Here is a 21,816-nt window from a genome sequence, read left to right on the forward strand (position 1 = left end):
ATGAAAATTAACCACTTTCCACTGACTTTAATTCAGCAAGATATTTATTTTGATCAACTGCAAAGCCCGACAAGTCCAATGTATAACATTGGCGGTTATATACAATTGGGATATGTCAATGTAGATAAAATGCTGATAGCACATCAACAATTAATAGAGTCTGATGATGCATTTGGTATTAGAATTACTCAGTCGGAAGGCCAGGTTTTGCAGTATATTACAAGCGAGCGTAATGCTTGTTTAGAACTTGTTGATTTTTCAGATAATGAAGAAGCTGTAATAAAAGCGACAGAGTGGTTAAATACACTATTTGAAACCGTTATAGAAGTTGAAAATGCTGAACTTTTTCGTGCTTACTTAATTAAAATAAAAGAAGAAGAATATTGGTATGTCGGTTTTGCTCATCATATTTGTATCGACGGTTGGGGATTTGCAAACTGGGCTAGAAAGCTTGGTCATTATTATAACGAACAACAACCAACTAATAAAACAACCGATGAGTGGAAAAATGTTTCTCTCTCTGATCAAAACTATCTTCAAAGTAATAAATATCAAGCTGATGGTGATTATTGGGTTGAACAATACGCTTCTATACCAGAAAAAACACTATCTCACCGTTATCTTTCAAATAACGAATTAGAAAAATCGACTCCCAGCTTCAGAAAGTCTTTTGTTGTTGATCCAAAAGATTTTTATGACATTAAAATATTAGCTAAAAACTATGGGATAGGTGTTAATCAAGTATTGCTTGCTATTTTTTACGCTTACTTTCGATGGTTTAATCAAAAAGAACAAGTCGCTTTTGGTGTACCGACTTATAACCGTCGAGGAAAGCTTCAAAAGGAAATGATAGGCGTTTTTACTAGTATTAACCCACTATTAATGAGCTTTTCTCAAGAGGCTTGTTTTAAAGATATTTTCATAAGCTTACTGAAGCAACAAAAAAAATCTTATCGACATCAAAAGTACCCAATCAGTCATTTAAAGAAAAAGCTTGGTATCACCGACTCTATTTATGATGTCAGCTTTAGTTACTTAAAACTAGATAGTGATATGGTCGTCGAAGGGCATGCCGCAGGATTAAACTATTTAAGTCATAATCACGAAGCAACCCCTCTATTGATCACAGCATGGGAGTATGGGAAAACTGATACGTGTGAAATTAAGGTTGATTGTAACCGCCAATATTTTAATTTACACGATGCAGAACATTTAGCCGATCGGATTCAGCATATTATTGGTTCAATAACACAGTGGGTAGACATACCACTCTGTAAAATTGATTTTATACCAACGAATGAAAAAGAACTGATTTCTTGTTGGCAAAATAATTCGGTAAAGCTTGTTACTACAGATAAAAATAGTCATTTTAACCGTTGTATACATGAATTATTTGAAAAACAAGTTGAGTTAAATCCTCAGCAAACTGCTGTTACTTTTAATCAAACATTATTGAGTTATGAAGCGTTAAATCAACAGGCTAATCAGCTAGCAAGATATTTAAGACGTTTAGGCGTGACAACAGATTCTCACGTTGCTATTTGTATTGATCGTTCTCTTGAAATGTTGATTTCTATTTTGGCTGTATTAAAGTCTGGAGCTGCATATATTCCGGTGGATCCCAATTATCCTGAGGCAAGAATATCTTTCATGCTTACGGACTCGAATACCGAGTTTATGATTTCTCAATCTGATATTGTAGAACGTTTAAACCTTACGGTTAATAATACAGTACTGATTAACCAAATTGATTATAGTCAATTTGATGATGGTAATATTGAAAAAGATAGTATTCAATTATCTGCTGATAACCTGGCTTATTTAATCTATACCTCCGGTACAACAGGAGAGCCCAAAGCTTCCATGACTCGACATGCAGGCTTATGTAATATGGCTGTAGAACAACAAAAGCACTTTGATGTTACCTCTGATAGCAGGGTACTACAATTTGCATCGGTGGCTTTTGATGCCGCTAGCTTTGATTGGATTATGGCATTATGCAATGGGGCAAGGTTGTGTTTGATCTCTAAGCAAGAAGTTCAATCTGCCGAGAAGTTAAATCAGTTTGTAAAAAATGAAAAAATTACTCACGCCACTTTACCGCCTGTTTTATTGCCTGTATTAGACATCAGCTTTTGGAAAAGTGCCACCACTCTTGTGGTCGCAGGTGAAGCTTGTTCATTATCAATTGCCCAAAAATGGGCTGAAGGTAGAAAGTTTTTTAACGCTTACGGACCATCTGAAGCGTCAATCTGGACAACCGTTGCTGAGTATTCTCATAAAGTCGATAGGTTACCGATTGGTAAACCAATCGCTAACACTTTTTTATATGTTGTCAATCAAAATATGGAACAAGTGGCTATTGGCTGTGATGGTGAATTACTTATTGGTGGAGTAGGTTTAGCAAAAGGATATTTAAATCGAGCAGAGTTGACTGCTGAAAAATTCATTGTAGATCCTTTCAATACTCAGGTAAAACAATACTTATATCGAACAGGCGATCTTGTTAGATGGTTGGCAGATGGTAACTTGGAATTTGTTGGCAGAATTGATGATCAAGTTAAACTACGCGGTTTTCGAATTGAATTGAGTGAAGTAGAAAGTTCTTTATTATCTCACCATGATGTTGATGACGCTATTGCTATCGTAACACCTGAACCTAGGCGACTAATTGCATATGTTGTCTCTAAACGTTCAAGCGAGTTAGTGAATGAGTTGACTGAGCAATTGCGTAATAACTTACCTGACTATATGGTTCCTTCTGCGATTATTGTTTTAGATGCTATGCCATTAACGGTCAATGGTAAAGTTGATAAAAAAGCATTACCTACGCCTAGCTCTGAAGTGTTTGAAGAAACAACATATTATCAGGCGCCAAGTAGCGAACAAGAAAAAATATTGTGTGATATATGGGAAGAAGTACTGAGTTTAGAGAAAGTTGGTATTAATGATAATTTCTTTAGAATTGGTGGTGATTCTATTTTAGCGATGCAAGTCGTTTCAAAAGCAGCCAAATCTGGCATTTTTATCACGGCTAAACAAATATTTGAATTAAATACGATTCGTTTATTAGCGCTCAACGCGAAAAGCAAAACGGCTGTTAATGCGTATCAAGGTGAGGTTAGTGGGCAACAACTCTTATTACCTATACAACATCAGTTTTTATTTGATAATAACTCAAATAAAAATCACTTCCATCAATCCGTTTTATTAAATGCTCCAGATGACATTGCCAATAACCATTTAGAAAAATTAGTCACAGCACTATATCAACGTCATGATGTTTTGCGTTTAAAAACGCAGTTTGATGGAAAAACATGGCTGTCTCATTATCAATCATTAACGCCAAAAATGGTTGCAGACTCGCTTAATATTTTTGATAGTCGTGGTTTAAATCAAAAAGAAAAAGCGAAACAACTGTCAGAAGTCGGCAGCCAATTAAAATCTAGCATTTCTTTATCAGATGGCCCTGTTTTTAGTATGGCTTATTTTAGTGGCGAAGCAGGTTGTAGTAAGCTTTTATTAATATTACACCATTTTGTCGTTGATGGCATTTCTTGGCGAGTTTTATTAAAAGATATTGAGCATGCTTACGCACAAATATTAAATAAAAAAGAAGTCGTACTTGATGCTAAAACTTCATCATTTAAACAATGGGCTAACTATTTAACCGATAAAGCGAAAGCGGAAGAGACTTTGAGTCAAGAAACATTTTGGCTGTCACAGTTACCAGCAAATATACCTGCTTTAAGTCAACAAGCGAAGAAAAATAATTGTGTTGGCAATGTTGCTAAGATCAGCTTTTCTTTAAGTAAGAAAATAACAGAAAAACTACTTAAAAAGAGTCATGCTACTTACAATACTCAAATTAATGATCTGTTGATTAGTGCATTATCATTGGGGCTACAGGAGTGGAGTGGAAATAACCGTTTCAGAATTGATATTGAAAGTCATGGTCGTGATAATATAAATGAAACTCTCGACATCAGTGAGACATTAGGTTGGTTTACCAATATTTATCCTTTAAGTCTTAATATGCCTGAAAGTAAGGCTTTAAAAGAGACGATTATTAGCGTTAAAGAAAGCTTACATTCAATTCCTGAAAATGGTCTGTCATTTGGCTTATTGCTAAGAATGGCAAAGTCAACTCAACTATCACAAGCACTTGAACAATCACAAGCGCCGGTATTGTTTAATTATCTTGGGCAATTTGATCAGGTCATCAATAAAGATTCACGGTTTAAATTATCTGATGAGTTTACCGGTGAAAATATTAGCCAAGAAAGAAATAGGCATTATGATTTAGAATTTAATGGAATGGTGACTGATGGAAAGTTAAAGTTTGAATTAGATTATAATAAAAAACAGTATACTCAAAGTATTATCAAAGATTTGATTAATGCTATTAGTAGCTCGTTAAAACAAATTATCGAGCATTGCGACAACAGTGAAAGAGTTTTTACCCCCAGTGATTTTCCGACGATTAGTTGTAATCAAACGGAATTGGATTTGTGGCAAAAAAGTTATCCTAAACTGAAAAATGTTTATGCATCAACAGCTATGCAGCAAGGTATGTTATTTCATAGTGATATCGATAAAGGTGCTTACACAACGCAGATATCAATGGAATTACCAAAGACACTGAACACAATATTTTTTAAACAAGCTTGGCAGCAAGTTGTAAACAGACATGATGTTTTTCGTACGGCATTTGTTGGTAAGCGTTTAGTTCAATTAGTTGTTTCTGATGTTGAGATAGCTTGGTCAGAAAAAGATTGGTCAACTCAAAAAACATCATATCATTCTCAATTCAATGATTTTCTTGCTGCGGATAGCAAAGAAGGTTTTAAAATTGAAGAGCCCTCATTGTTACGTTTATATTTAATACGCAAACCAGAGAAAAATTGGCATTTTATTTTTTCCTGTCATCATGCGCTTATTGATGGTTGGTCTGTTGCGGCTGTTTTCTCTGAAGTATTAAATATTTATGAGGTATTAGAAAATAAACAAAAAGTTGAGTTGGCTAATCCTGCTCAATACCAAGACTATGTTGCTTGGTTGCAAAGACAGGGCCGACAGTCTGCAGAAGATTTTTGGAAGCAGTATTTAGCTAGCATGAAAGGAAAAACACAACTCGATTTTGCTCACTGTTCAGCGATTGAAAAGAGTAATCATTATCAAGATACGGTACTTTGTTTAAGTAATAAAGAAACATTATTATTACAAGAATTAGCTCAAAAAACAGCGACAACATTAAATACTATTATACATGCTGCCTGGGCATATCTTTTATATCGTTATAGTGGTGATTCTGTTGTCGTTTTTGGTGAAACGATTGCTGGTCGTTCTACTGAGTTGTCTCGTTCTGAAGAAATGGTTGGATTATTTATTAATAGTTTGCCTGTTTTAGTTGATTTTGAAAAAGCCCAAGGTAAGGGATTAACTGCATGGTTGCAACAGCTCAATAGCGCAGGTTCTTCTCGTCAGGAATACAACTATCTATCTTTACCTGATATACAATCTCAAAGTCCCCTTAATCAATCAATTGATTTATTTGACACCTTAGTTGTTTTAGAAAATTATCCTCTAGAAGCAAAACAATCCAAACTAACATTAGAAAATATTAAAAGTAACGAACAAAGTAACTATGGATTAACACTACAGGTGATTCCCGGTGATGTATTGAAGTTTGTTTTTAAATACAAAACCGAATGCTATCGTCAATCAAGTATTGAATTGTTAAAAGAACATTTAAAAAATATATTAAATGGTATGCTTGACTCTAAAGATAAATTAGTAAAGGATTTGCCATTATTAAGTCAGACAGAAAAAAATCACCTTTTATTCGGTAGTAACTGTAATAGCCAATTGCCGAAAGCAATTCTCTCAATGTGTCCTGTTGAGTTGGTTGAGTCAAATGTACCATTTTATTTATTAAATAAAAATGATCAATTGGTTTCAAATAATGTTGTTGGTGAATTGGTTTTTAATATTGATGCAGGTAAAAATAATACATCAGAAAATGATATTGTTGGTTTTGGTGAAGTTTTAGATAAGAAAATAAAATTACATCGAACAGGTTTGTTACTGAGTCGTGATGACTGTGATGTGATCAGTTATCACGGTAAACTTGAAAGGCAAGCTAAAATTTCAGGTTGTCGTGTTAATTGTGATGAGCTTTCAATCAAGTTGAATCAATGTGAATATATTGTTGAAAATTATGTTAATAAATTCCTGCATGAAAATGATGAGCAGCTAGTCGCCTATATTGTTGTTGAACATAACGAATCGGGCAATGTTGCGCCCGAAAAAAAGATTAAGCTAGAGAATGATATTCGACAATGGATGAAAACTAATCTACATCAAGTTGAGGTCCCTTCCTGTATTACATTATTAGATGAGTTACCGTTAACAAATGATAATGAAGTAGATAAATCTGCGTTGCCAGTGCCTGTCATATCTGAAGAGATTATTTATGTCGCACCAAGTAACGAACTCGAAGCGAAATTATGTAATATATGGAGCGAATTACTTGGAGTTGAAAAAGTAGGCATAAACGATAACTTTTTTAAATTAGGTGGAAATTCTTTAACTTTAGTTCGTCTAGAGTTTGATATAAATGAACATTTTAATGTGAGTATAAGTGTTAGAGAGCTCTTTGATAATCCTGTTGTTCATGCTCAGGTAGCGTTAATAGTTAATCGTGATGCAATTTCTAACACTTTAACGATTAAACCTCTTAGTCGAGATGTTGAACGTTTCCCGCTTTCATTTGCTCAAGAAAGGTTATGGTTTATTGATCAGCTCGAAGGTAGTAGTCATCATTATAATATGCCTGCTGCTTTTCGTATTAATGGGGTGTTAGATAAAGAGATACTAAAAAAATCGCTTAATAGTATTATAAAAAGGCATGAGATCTTACGAACAGTTTATGAAACCGATGAACAAGGAAAAGCCTATCAAAAAATAGTTGCTAACAAAGAAATTGAACTCAACGAATATGATTTAACAACCATTTCTACTAACGATATTGAATCTGAAATTTTAGTGCTTGCACAAAAAGATGCACTGAAAAAATTTGACTTAAGTCATGACTTAATGTTGAGAGTCAGTTTGATTCATGTTTCAAAAGAGCAACAAGTGCTTTTATTTAATATGCATCATATTGCTTCCGATGGGTGGTCGGTTAATATTTTAGCACAGGAATTTGTTCGGTTTTATACTGCTTACAGTAACAACAAAGAGTTACCACTCGAAGCATTAACTATCCAATATGCTGACTTTGCTAATTGGCAAAAAGATTGGTTGAAAGGGGATAACTTAAACTCACAATTAAACTACTGGATTAATCAGCTTAAGGATCTGCCTCAAGTTCATAATTTACCTTTAGATAAAGTACGTCCTGATAGTCAAAGTACTAAAGGTTTAGCGTTTACAACAAAAATTAATAAAAACATTTCTGATAAATTAACCCGATTTAGTCTTGATAATGATGTTACATTATTTATGACTTTACAGTCCGTTTTTGCTTTGTCAATCGCCAGATTTAGTAATGAAAACGATGTCGTTATGGGAACTCCGATTGCTAATCGTTCTCAACAAGTTTTGGCTCCACTGATAGGTTTTTTTGTTAACTCTTTAGTTTTAAGAAATAAAATTAATATTAACTCATCTTTTCAAGAGTTATTAGCTGAAACTCGACAAATGGTACTTGATGGATTTGAGCATCAAAATGTTCCTTTTGAAATGCTTGTTGATGCATTGCAGCCGGAAAGAGAGCCTAGTCATAGTCCTTTATTTCAAGTGATGTTTGCTTTACAGAATAATGATGACTACGAATTAAAAATTAATGGAATGGATATTGATTTGATCGAGCAAGAACATACGATTGCTAAGTTCGATCTAACTTTAAGTATCGTTGAGAGTAGTGAAGGTTTAACGTTAAACTGGGAATACTGTAGTGATATTTTTGATGTTGAAACGATCCTGACTTTAGCGGAAATTTACGAAGTTTTACTTGAACAAATTAGTGATAATGCAACAAAAAAGCTGAGAGAATATACACTTGTTTCACAAAAAGAAATTGCTCGTAGTAAACAATGGAATACAACTGTTACCACCATCGATAGCTTTGAAAATGCTAATGATGATTTTGTACCGATAAAAGATAGTGTGGCTCTTGTTTTAGATGGTCAAATGAATGAATTGCCAATGGGGAGTATTGGTGAGCTATATTTTTCTGGTGAAGCTGTATATAAAGCTAAAAACGACAAGGCTTTAGTTGCTGAACAGCTTGTTATTAGCAAAGCAGATAAATCTCAATATTTATACCGAGCTAAACAGTTAGCTAGACGCTTGAAATCAGGAAAGATTTTATTATTAGGTTCAATTGATGAACAAGTTAAGCTAAAAGGAACTCAATTCTCATTATCACAAGTTAAACAGGCAATATTAACTCAAGAAAATATCAAAGATGTATTGTTGGTTATTAACCCTGAAAATAATACTGAGTTATTTGCTTATATAGACTGTATGCAGCCAGTTGAGATAGAAGAATCATTTATACGAACGCTGCACCAATCATTAACTAATCAATTGCCTCGTTATATGTTGCCGGATGCCTATAAAGTCGTTAATCAAATGCCCACGTGGTTTAACGGTGAAGTAGATGTTGAACTTTTACCTAAAGTCATTCGTATCAATCGCGACTTTGTAGAACCAGAAACAAAGGTTCAATGTACTCTTGCGGCAATATGGAAAGAATTATTGGGCTTGGAAAAGGTTGGTTTACACGATAACTTTTTTGCGGTTGGTGGTACTTCATTAAGTTCTGTTCGCTTAGAATTTGCTATTAATGAACAGTTTAATGTTGAAATTTCTATTCGAGAAATATTTGAAAATGCAGAGTTGCTTCAATTAGCTGAGTTGATTGAAGCTAAAGAACAACAAGACAAAATATTTAAAATAACTAAAGTCGAAAGTCATGTCGATATTCCTTTATCATTTTCTCAGCAAAGACTGTGGTTTTTAGATCAACTAGAACCTGGTAGTAGCCAATACAATATGCCAATGGCTATTCGATTGAAGGGTACATTGAATAAAGTGGCACTCAGTTCAGCATTGAACCATATTGTCGCACGCCATGAAGTCTTAAGAACAGTTTATGCGAAATCCAGTGATGGTCAAGCAACTCAAGTTATCCTGAAAAATGTTAGCTTGAATATTGATGAGAAAGATATTAGTCAATTAGATAAAGTATCAAAAGAAGCTGAACTTCAAAAATTAATTCAACAAGATATCGATAAACCATTTAATTTAAGTAATGATTTAATGCTGAGAGCGGTATTGATAACCGTCAGTAAAACTGAATATGTATTATTGATTAATATGCATCATATTGCTTCAGATGGTTGGTCTGTAGCCATTATGATCAAGGAGTTTGTTGCTCTTTATGAATCTTTTTATAAAGGTGAAATGGTACAACTTCCTACGCTGAACATTCAGTATGCCGATTTTTCAAACTGGCAAAGAAATTGGTTACAAGGTGAGGTTTTAGAGTCTCAGTTGAGTTATTGGAAAAAGCAACTAGCTAATGTACCTACCGTACATAGTTTGCCTTTGCGTCAAGTAAGACCTGCCAAACAAAGTTTAGCTGGACATATGATCACGCAAAAATTCAGTCAGTCTTTGAGTGATGAGTTAAATCGTTTAAGTGCTGATTATGATACAACATTATTCATTACTCTACAGGCTGCTTTTGCTATTTTAGTTGCAAAATATAGTAATGAGTCGGATATCGTTATAGGCACGCCGATTGCGAATAGACCACAATCAGAACTGGCAGGCTTGATTGGTTTTTTCTTGAATAATTTAGTCTTTCGAAATGATTTGTCGGGCGACCCAACTTTTATTAGTTTTCTCAAACAATCAAAAGAAATGGCATTAAAGGCCTATGAAAATCAACATTTGCCTTTTGAACTTTTAGTTGATGAGTTAAATCTAGATCGTAGCTTTAGTTATAGTCCTTTATTTCAGTTGTTTTTTACTTTGCAAAACAACGAAAAAGTAGAACTAAAATTACCCGATTTGGAATTAAAGCAACTTAAAGGGGAAAACTTTATTTCCAAGTATGATCTTTCATTAAGCATGGAAGAAACTGAACAAGGTCTTACGGCTACCTGGGAATATTCGACTGAACTGTTTGATGAGTTATTTATAAAATCATTTATGCAGCACTTTGAAAACTTGTTAAATGCAATTTGTGCTACACCAAATGCTAAATTAAGCCAGTTAGATCTATTCAATAAGGTTGAACGTAAACGATTAATCACTCAGTGGAATGATACAAAACAAGATTACGATAAAGAGGTATGCATTCATCAACTATTTGAACAGCAAGCCGTTTCTCACTCAAATCATACTGCGTTAATTTTTGAAAATGAGTCGTTAACTTATAGTGAACTTAATCAAAAAGCGACTTTGTTAGCCAATTACCTAACGGCTAAAGGAGCTGGCCCTGGAAAAATGATAGCTCTCTGTGTTGAACGCTCTCTTGATATGGTGGTTGGGTTACTGGCTATACTTAAATCGGGAAGTGCATATGTGCCAATGGATCCGAGTTATCCCGTTGATAGAATTAATTATATGCTGGATGATTCGAATACACATTTAATATTGACTCAATTGGATGTTGCTGAAATGTTGCCTGCACAATTAGTCAATGATTGTGTTTGTATTGATGATAAACTATTGTGGCGAACGATTCAAAAATCGATCATTGAAGATAAAAATCAGCACAATACTTTACTAACTTCAGATGATTTGGCCTATATGATTTATACCTCGGGTTCTACTGGGAAACCTAAAGGGGTTATGGTTAGTCACAAAAATGTGATTAACTTTTTTACAGGTCTCAATCATCAATTTTCACCAGCAGAAAAACAAGATACCTGGCTAGCTGTTACTAGTATTAGTTTCGATATTTCGATATTAGAAATTTTTTGGAATCTAGCTAATGGCAATAAAATTGTTATTCAGCCTGATCGACCTATGCCAGTTAAAGCAACGCAAGCAATGGATTTCAGTCTTTTCTATTTTGCTGCTGAAGAGGAGATAACACAGGGTAATAAGTACACATTATTACTAGAAGGCGCTAAGTTTATTGATAATACCGGAATCAAAGGTGTATGGGTTCCTGAGCGTCACTTTGCCAGTTTTGGTGATCAATTCCCCAATCCTTCAGTGGCAGCAGCAGCCGTGGCTGCGGTTACAGAGAATATTACAATCAGAGCGGGTAGTGTCGTTTTGCCATTACATGATCCTATTCGAGTTGCTGAAGAATGGTCAATGGTAGACAACTTATCTAATGGCCGAGTTGAAATATCAATGGCTTCTGGTTGGCATCCTAATGATTTTGTTTTCTTTCCTGATGATTATGAAACCCGTCATGACAAATTGAAAAATAGTATTGATACTGTTCACCAGTTATGGCAAGGAAACAGTATCGAAAGAGTTAATGGGGTTGGTAAAACTGTTGAGATAACACTACATCCTAGACCGGTTCAATCAACATTGACAACTTGGTTTACCGCGGCTGGAAGTCCAGAATCTTTTAAATATGCAGGATCAATAGGCGCTAATTTGTTAACCCACTTATTAGGCCAAAGCAAACAAGAGTTAAAAGAAAAAATTGTCATTTATCGCGATGCGCTTGAAGCCGCTGGATTTGAACGCAACTCAGGAAAGGTTGCGTTAATGTTGCATACTTTTGTTGGTACTGATTTATTAGAAATTAAAAAAGTGGTCGAAAAACCATTAAAGAATTACTTAAAACACTCAATTAACTTGTTACGACCATTGGCTGCTGAAGTTGGTCTTGATATTGAAAATAACCAAGATGCCATTATTGATATGGGGTTTGAAAAATATTTTGCATCCAGTGGGCTATTTGGTACACCTGAAAGTTGTTTGCAGCAGGTTGATGATTTATATGCTGTGGGCGTAAATGAAATTGCTTGCCTAATTGATTTTGGCATTGAGCATCAATTGACTTTAGAGCATCTTCCTTATTTGGAACAGTTGCAAAAGAGAGTTAAACAACAGGCGGCTCAGCAAAAAATGCTTGCTAAACGATTAGAAAAAACCTGGTCGCCTGAATTATTAGTGCAACGTCATGGTGTAACACATATACAATGTACGCCTGCTTTTGCAAGAGAGTTATTAAGACATGAATCAAGTGATAATGTTTTACCAAAACTCGATCAAATTATGATTGGTGGTGAAGCTTTTCCGGCTGATCTTGCTAAATCGTTGCTAGCTAAAATGCCTGGTGAAATCTTTAATATGTATGGCCCTACAGAAACAACGGTGTGGTCTGCAATATCTCAAGTTAAGGGAGAACTGATTACTTTAGGCAAACCGATTGCTAATACTCAATTCTATATTGTTAGTCGACAGAATGAGTTAGTGCCTGATGGTGTTGTTGGTGAACTATGTATTGCTGGTGATGGTGTGACTAAAGGCTACTATGAAAGAGAAGCTTTAACTTTAGAAAGATTTATTGATAATCCATTTATTAGTGCTTCGAATAGTTCGAATAAAATGTATAAAACCGGTGATTTGGTGCGCCGTTTACCCAATGGCCATTTAGAGTATATTGGACGTATTGATGCACAGGTCAAATTACGTGGTTTTAGAATTGAGTTAGGTGAAATTGAATCACAAATAAGTACCCATCCTTATGTTGCTGAAGTTGTTGTTAATGTATTTGCACAAAGCAAAAAGTTAGTAGCTTATATTATTGCTGATACTAATATTGAATTGAATGATGCTTTATTATCAAGCGAGCTGCGTCATCATTTAAAAACTGTTTTACCTGAATACATGATACCTAGTGACTTTATGTTTTTGAAAACTTTACCATTAACACCTAATGGCAAAGTTGATCGTAAAGCATTGCCTGAGCCAGGTATGACTTTAACTGCTAGTGTCGATTATGTTGCTCCTGCTAATGAGCAAGAAGAGAAGCTTTGCCGCATTTGGGAGTCAGTTTTAGATCTCAAGCAAGTCGGTGTGACCGATAATTTCTTTAACATCGGTGGAGATTCCATTTTATCTATTAGAATGATTTCTTTAGCTAAAAAAGAAGGCTTGTTTTTTGAAGCAAAACAATTGTTTGAGCATCAAACAATTCGAGAACTGGCATTACAAGTCAGTCATGTTAATAAAATTATCGCACCACAAACACCGAGCCAAGGTGAGCAAAAGCTACTTCCAATTCAAAAGTGGCTGCTGAACGGAAAAGACCAAGTTGATATGTCTCACTATAACCAATCTGTGTTGCTTACTGTTCCAACCGACTTTGACTTAAATGTTTTAAAGCAAATTATTTCAGTCGTTTATCATCGACATGATGCGCTAAGATTAGCTTTTATGCATAATAATAATTTTTGGCATGCTGAATATGTTGACTATTCAGAAAAAGAAGCAAGCTTGAATTCTGCTTTGATAACCTCTGTCGATTTGGCTGAGTTGACTGAGAGTGAGCAACAATCTATCTTAGCGAAAGAAGGTGAAAAAGCTCAGGCAAGTTTATCAATTGAACAGGGACATTTACTGAGTGCGGTATTATTGACTAACCGAGAACCACAAACTAATCAATTATTACTAGTGCTCCATCATTTAGTCGTTGATGGAATTTCATGGCGCATACTTGTTGAAGATTTGGTGAGTGCTTATCAACAAATTAAATCAGGAAGTGCTGTTATTGAACTAGCACCTAAAACTTCTTCATTTCAGCAGTGGGGTGAGTTTTTACAAAACTACAGTCAAAGTGAACAGTTGCAATCTGAAAAGCACTATTGGTTAGAGCAACTCAGTATTCCTGTACCTGTTTTACCTGTTGATCATTCTAATGTGCTTGATAATACTCAAGCCACAACTCAATTAGAAAACTTTGCTTTTACAGAAGAACAAACTAATGCGTTATTAAAAACATGTCATCAATCTTACCGCACGGATATCACTGAAATTTTGCTTTCAGCTTTATTGATGGGAGTAAAGTTATGGAGCGATAAGTCTACCTTAAGAATTGATATGGAAGCGCATGGAAGAGAAAACTTAAGCGAAGAGATTGATCATAGTGAAACCCTTGGCTGGTTTACCAGTTTATATCCGTTGACTTTAAGTTTAGATAGTCAATTTGAAAAAAGCCTTAATATTGGTCATACCATTATGGGGGTTAAAGAACAAGTTAGATCGATTCCTAATAAAGGAATTGGTTTTGGTGTATTGAAGTATCTGGTTGAAGATGAAACATTAATTGCTGATTTAATTGGTAAGGAATCTTCTATTATTTTTAATTATTTAGGTCAGTTTGAACAATCAGAAGAAGCTGGTGGCTTATTCCAACCTGTACAGGATTTTGCGGGGCATAATGTAAGCCAAGCCAGACAAAGAGAATATTTGTTAAGCATTTCAGGGCAAGTTTTAAATGGTCGTCTTGCATTCACAATCGGTTATAACGGGCTTCAATACAATCGTGAAACAATTGCCGAATTAGCTGAACATATTCATACATCGACATTAGCTATTATTCAACATTGTCAGGAAAATCCTCAAGGTAGCTATACGCCTAGCGATTTCCCATTAGCCAATATTAATCAAAGTGAATTGGAGCAACTACAGCAAAGTTATCCAGACTTAATAAATTTATATCCATCAACAGGTATGCAACGCGGTTTACTGTTTCATAGTGAATTGCGTGATAGTGCTTATGTCACCCAATTAGACTTAGGGATCAATGGGCAGCTTGATATTGCCTTGTTTAAACAGGCGTGGCAAGTCGTAATAGATCGCCACGATATTTTTAGAACGGCATTTGTTGGTGAAAATTATCATCAGTTAGTAGTCGCCAGCGCTACATTAGAGTGGACAGTTAAAGATTGTCGAAACTTACCTGTTACTCAACAACAGCAAATCATTGAAAACTGTCGCACTCATGATAAGACCAGAGGGTTCGATTTTACTCAGATCCCATTGATGAGAGCCACTTTAATTTGTCTTTCAGATAATGAAAACCGTTTGATTATTTCTTATCATCATTCCTTAATGGATGCATGGTCTCAATCGGTTGTTGTGAATGATGTTTTACAAAGCTATCAAGCTTTGTTAATAGGAGAAGCGGTGCAGTTGCCAGAGGCTGTTCCTTATGCAAATTACATTCAATGGTTAGAAGCTGTCGATAAAAAATCTGCGGTTGATTTCTGGCAGTCTCATATTGGTATGATTGAGGAACCAACGTCATTAAATATTGGTAAAAACAAACGAGAAGAAAGTTCGCAAGCTCTAATATCTTCTTTCAAACTTGCTGAAGAAAATACAATAGGTTTGCAAGCAAGAGCCAAAAAAGCGAATACAACACTCAATACGTTAATACAAGCAGCATGGGCTTTCTTGTTACAGAGTTACAGTCAGCAAGATACGGTTGTTTTTGGTGAAACTATTTCTGGTCGTCCATCAACTTTAGCGGGTGTCGAACAGATGGTTGGTTTATTCATTACTACGTTGCCGGTAAAAGTGGATATTTCGGCAGAACTTAAAATTGATGATTGGTTGAAAGAATTACATCAACAAAGTGTTTTAAGAGAAGAGTTTAGTTACTTACCATTAATTGAAATTCAAAAATTATCTTCAGTTAGTGAGCAGAGCACTCTATTTGATACTTTGATTGCATTTAATAATTTACCGGCAACTGGCAGCGATGAGAATAGTGCAACAGCTAAAGCGGTATTAAGTATAGATGATGTTAAAGGTGATGAGCAAACAAACTATGGATTGACCTTAAGTATTTCATTGCAGGAGACATTAGGCTTTAGTTTATCTTTCCGGAGTGATGAATACGAGGTTGAGGTTGTTGAACGCTTATTAGGACACTTAGAGAATATCTTGCGTTCTTTATCTGACAGTCAAGTTGAAACCATTAAGCAACTTTCTCTATTAAATGAAAGTGATAAAGTTAAAGTTTTACAACAATGGAATGACACGGACAAAAACTACTCTAACATTGCGTGTATTCACCAACTGTTTGAGAAGCAAGTGGATTTACAGCCCGAAGCGACCGCTATTGTTTTTGAAAAAGAGCAACTCAGTTATCGAACTCTGAATGAGCGCGCTAATCGTTTAGCCAGATACTTGGTTGAGCAAGGGGTTAAACCTGATAGTGTTGTCGGGCTTTGTATTGAAAGATGTCCCGATATGATTGTGGCTATATTAGGTATTATTAAAGCAGGTGGTGCCTATTTACCGATGGATCCCAATTATCCGCAACAACGTTTGGGTTATATGCTGGAAAACTCGGCAGCTGAATTTGTGATCACGCAAACTGAGTTATTACCAAAACTATCAATTAATCACCAGAATGTGCTTTGTATTGATCAGCAAGACTTATTAAAAAGTTATTCTGTAATTAATTTGGAAAGAGAAGTTGTTGCCCTGAATGGAAACCATCTGGCTTATATTATTTATACTTCAGGATCAACGGGTAATCCTAAAGGGGTAATGTTAGCCCATGAAGGGTTATGCAGTTTAGCTCACACTATGGCGCGTGATCTAAATGTTAGTAATCGAAGCCGAATGTTACAGTTTGCTTCTTTTTCTTTTGATGCAACTACTTTTGAATGGTCAACTGCACTAACCGCAGGTGCTGCACTCCATTTAGTGAAAGAAACGACGGTTAAATCTCCGGAACTACTTGATGCTTATGTGAGTGAGGCACAAATAACCCATGCATTACTACCACCTGTTCTATTACCATTATTAGAGGTTGAAAAGTGGCGTAGCGTTAAATCTTTGGTTATCGGTGGAGACAGCTGTGCTAGAACGCATGCTGATAAATGGTCTAAAAATAGACGTTTATTTAATGCTTATGGACCTTCTGAATGTACCGTTATTGCCACAATGGGAGAGTATGTAGAAGGACAAAAATATTTTCATATTGGTTCACCAATCAGCAATACACAAACTTATGTTCTGGATAAAAACAGAAACAGCTTACCTGTTGGTATCGTTGGTGAGTTATATATTGGTGGTATAGGTGTTGCTAAAGGTTATTTAAATAATCCCGATTTAACTGATGATAAATTTGTTTCCAATATTTTTTCTGATGATAAAAATAGTCGTTTATATCGGACAGGCGATTTAGTTCGTTGGCTTGAAGATGGCAACCTTGAATTTGTTGGCCGGGTTGATCACCAGGTCAAAATTAGAGGGTTTAGAATTGAGCTGGGTGAAATTGAATCACTTATACATGCTAATCAGCTTGTTGATGATGTGATTGTTGTTGCTACAGGTGAACCTAAACGCTTAGTGGCTTATCTTTCTTTGAATAAAAATACTGAAGAAAATATTGTCGATAAAGAAAATATCATAGAGAAAGAAAACATTGATGATGAGCAAAATCTTATCTCTTGTTTAAGAGATGAATTATCAAGCGCACTACCTGAATATATGGTACCTGCTGCATTTATCCTGTTAGAGAAAATGCCGCAGACCGCTAATGGTAAAATTGATAGAAAAGCGTTGCCTGAGCCAGAAGAAAAGAATTTCTTAAAAAGGCTTCATGTAGCAGCCGAATCATTGTTGGAGCACCAACTATCTAATGTCTGGAAAAATGTATTGTCGTTAGAACAAGTGAGTGTAACGGCTTCATTTTTTGAGTTAGGTGGAGATTCTTTATTAATTACTCGGTTAGTTAATCAAATTAATGAGCAGCTCTCTTTCTCTTTATCTGTACGTGATGTATTCGAACACAATACCATCCGTCAGTTAGCAAGTTATATTGAAGGCTTAGAGCAGAGTGAACAAATTACTATTCCAGTCATCTCCCGAGAGCAGTCATTACCACTGTCTTTCTCGCAACAACGTTTATGGTTTATCGACCAGCTAGAGCCGGGTAGCAGTCAATACAATATGCCGATGGCGTTAAGACTCAAAGGTGAGTTGAACCAATCGGCGCTGCAACAAAGCCTGGATGCGATAATTGCGCGTCATGAAGTGTTAAGAACAACTTATCAAACCGGAGAAGATGGAGAAGGTTGTCAGGTGATTCATGCCGCTCAAGCTTTAACCATAAACCAGTTAGATTTAAGTCATTTGGCTGATAGTGAGCGAGAAGCGGAAGTAATGCGCTTGGCGGTAGAAGATAGTCAACGCGGTTTTGATTTAAGTGCAGATTTAATGCTAAGAGTGAGTCTGTTAGTTTTATCAGATACAGAAAGTGTGTTGTTATTTAACCTGCATCATATCGCTTCTGATGGTTGGTCGATGGGAGTCTTAACACAAGAGTTTGTGGGTTTATATCAAGCTTACAGTGAAGGACGGGAAGCGAGGCTTCCGGCATTAGCGATTCAATATGCAGACTTTGCTCACTGGCAAAGAGAGTGGCTCAGTGGTGAACGTTTAGAATCAGAGTTAAGTTATTGGGAAGGTCAGTTATCCGGTATACCTGCGGTACATAGTTTACCGTTAGATAAACCGCGTCCGGTGGTGCAGAGTGTGGCGGGTGCGAGTTTGAGTCAATCGTTGAGTTTATCGCTCAGCGAAGAATTACAAACTTTAAGCCAAAGCAATGATGCGACTTTGTTTATGACATTGCAGACTGCGTTTGCGGTGTTGTTGTCGCGTTATAGTCATGAAAGTGACATAGTGATGGGGACACCGATAGCCAATCGAACGCATTCTTCGTTATCGCCTTTAATTGGTTTTTTTGTGAATACCTTGGTGTTACGGAATCAGATTGAGGGTGAGTTATCGTTTAGTGAATTGTTACAACAATCGAAACAGATGTCGTTATCGGCGTTTGAACATCAACACTTACCGTTTGAAATGTTGGTGGAGCGATTACAACCGACAAGAAGTTTTAGTCATACGCCTTTGTTTCAGGTGATGTTTGTTTTACAAAATAATGAATCGAGTGAACTGAGCTTACCGAAGTTAACTTTAAGTGCAGTTGAAAACCCACATCAGGTTGCCAAGTATGATTTAACTTTGAGTGTCAAAGAGAGTCCTGATGGTTTGTTATTGAATTGGGAGTATTGCACGGATTTATTTGAAGCAGATACCATTAAGCGCTTAACACAGAGTTTTGAAGTTTTGTTGCAAGGGTTAGTGGCAGAGTCAGATAAACCGATTAATCAGCAATCATTACTGACAGAAAAAGAAAAACAAACCTTGCTACTAGAGCAAGAGCAACAGGTATCGGCTTATCCTGATGATGTGTGTATGCATGAACTGTTTGAGAAACAGGTTGAATTGACTCCTGATGCGGTAGCGGCGGTTTATGAAGAGCAATCGTTGACTTATCGTGAACTGAATAAAAAAGCCAATCGTTTAGCCCATTATTTAGTTGAGCAGGGAGTTAAACCAGATGATTTAGTGGGACTTTATGTAGAACGTTCATTAGAGATGTTAGTGGGTTTGTTGGGTATATTGAAAGCGGGAGGTGCTTATGTGCCATTAGATCCGGCTTACCCGAAAGGTCGACTAAGTTATATGTTAGATAATGCTGGAGTGAGTTTGTTATTAACGCAAAGTCACTTAACATCGAGTTTGGATTTAACAGAGTTAACGGCATTTTGTTTAGATGATGAGTTAGCTTTGCAGGATTATGCTGTAGAGAATATTCCGACAGCGGAGAGTGGAGTCAGTGGGTCGCATTTGGCTTATGTAATTTACACTTCGGGCTCTACTGGACAACCTAAAGGGGTAATGGTCTCGCGGGGCGCCTTTAATAACTTTGTTCAAGGTGCGGCTGAATTAGTTAATATTAATTCTAATACTGAGTGGTTAGCACTGACCACCATTGCTTTTGATATAGCTGGTTTAGAATTGTTTGGTCCTTTATTCCACGGCGGTAAAGTTCATCTGCTCGCTTATGAGAAAGCGAAAGACTGGACGTTATTAGGCCAATATATTAATGCACATAAAATTAATGTATTACAGGCAACCCCTTCTACTTGGAACGCTTTATTTGAAAGTGGCTGGGATGGCAGTGATGAACTGCTCGCGTTGGTTGGTGGTGAGGCTGTTGAAGCCAAAATGGCTGATCAAATATTAGAACATTGTGGTCAAGGTTTAATTCATTGTTATGGTCCAACAGAAGCAACTGTCTGGTCTCATATGAATCTTATTAATTGTGATGATATTAATATGAGCATCACCGGATTATTGCCTGGTTATGTCCATTATGTTGTCAATGAAAAAAATGAGTTACAACCTATCGGTATGGCCGGAGAATTATTATTGGGTGGGGCTTCGTTAGCAAGTGGTTATAGACACTTGGAATCGTTAACTCAAGAGCGATTCATTAAAAATCCATTTTCAAATAAAGCCAATGATTATTTATATCGAACCGGAGATAGTGTTCGTCGATTAGCCGATGGCACTTTGCAATACTTAGGCCGTCTTGATGAGCAAGTAAAAATCAGAGGCTTTAGAATTGAGCTGGGAGAAATTGAATCGGTGATCAGTGCCCATGAGCAAGTCAAAGAAGTCGTAGCGATTGTTAGCGGTGAACCTAAACAAATCGTTGCTTACTTAATCGCTGAGGATCCTCAAATTGAAGGTAGTGAGTTATTTGAGTCAGTGCGTCAATATATGAAATTGAAACTACCTGATTATATGCTGCCTTCTGCAATGGTTATGCTTGAGTCAATGCCATTAACGTTAAATGGAAAAATTGATCGGCGTTCTTTACCTGCGCCAGACTCTGCGAATCAATTGACTAGCCAGTATGTTGCGCCCAGTACTGAGGTTGAATCTAAGTTATGTGACATTTGGAGTGAACTATTAAATGTTGAAAAAGTGGGTGTAAAAGATAACTTTTTTGATATCGGTGGACACTCGTTATTAGCCACTCGTTTAATTTCACTGATTAGAACGGAATTTGAATTGGATGTTGCAATTCGTGAAATATTTAATTTACAAACAATTGTCGAGCTTGCTGAATTTATTGAGCAGGAAGTAAAACTAAATGCAGGACTTAATTTAAGTTCAGAAAAAACAGAAAATAGTGAAGAAGAGAGCGAAAAATGGGAAATATAACGACTCAAATAAAAAAAGTACTTCTGTCGTTAATTGAGTTAGGCATTTCATTAGATGTATCTAAAGATAAATTAATTGTTGAAGGAAATCTTAAAGCTTTAGATGATAAAACAAAAATCTTTTTGAAATCTAATAAAAGTGAAGTGATGGACTACATTAGAAGTCGTAAACGTAAAGCGGCTCAAATGATCACTCAGAGAACTCAAGATAATGATTTGCCATTATCTTTTGCTCAACAGCGCTTATGGTTTATTGACCAATTAGAGCCTGGAGGCACACAATATAATATGCCAATGGCTATGCGTTTAAATGGAAGACTCAATGAAGAGGCTTTACAAAAGTCCTTTGATGAAATTATCAGACGTCATGAAATTCTTCGCACCACCTATTACAACAATACTGATGGTGATGGTGTTCAACGAATTCAAAAACAACAGTCGATAATAATTAACAAAATTGATATTAGCCAATATAAAGATGAAGAGCAGTTAACAAAAATTTTTGAATTAGCAGATAAAGACGCACAAACAGCATTTGATTTAACGCAAGACTTAATGTTAAGAGTGAGTTTAATTACGCTTAGTGATGAGGCGTCGGTATTATTATTTAATATGCATCATATTGCTTCTGATGCATGGTCTATGGGCGTGCTGACTAATGAATTTGTTCATTTATATACGGCTTTTTGTGAAAACAAAGAAAATCCGTTAGATGATC

At 35.9% G+C, this 21,816-nt stretch carries 2 protein-coding genes (1 of these 2 cut by a window edge); both read left to right on the forward strand.

Annotated elements, in window-relative coordinates:
• The gene (locus ACT5E3_RS05815; protein ID WP_444997366.1) at nt 1–21,099 is read left to right on the forward strand and encodes a non-ribosomal peptide synthase/polyketide synthase; all 21,099 of its coding nucleotides are present in this window, start codon (nt 1–3) and stop codon (nt 21,097–21,099) included.
• Nucleotides 21,087–21,816: the 5' end (the start) of an amino acid adenylation domain-containing protein gene (locus tag ACT5E3_RS05820; RefSeq protein WP_444997367.1), read on the forward strand. It continues 15,854 nt past the right edge of the window; only the first 730 of its 16,584 coding nucleotides appear in the window; it begins with the start codon at nt 21,087–21,089; its stop codon lies off the right edge, out of view. The genes ACT5E3_RS05815 and ACT5E3_RS05820 overlap by 13 nt, the downstream gene beginning before the upstream one ends.

It is taken from the genome of Aliikangiella litoralis, assembly GCF_052495765.1.

What these genes read in the sequence shown, in the direction of transcription:
- ACT5E3_RS05815 (WP_444997366.1), top strand. Translation starts at nt 1, where the DNA reads ATGAAAATTAACCACTTTCCACTGACTTTAATTCAGCAAGATATTTAT.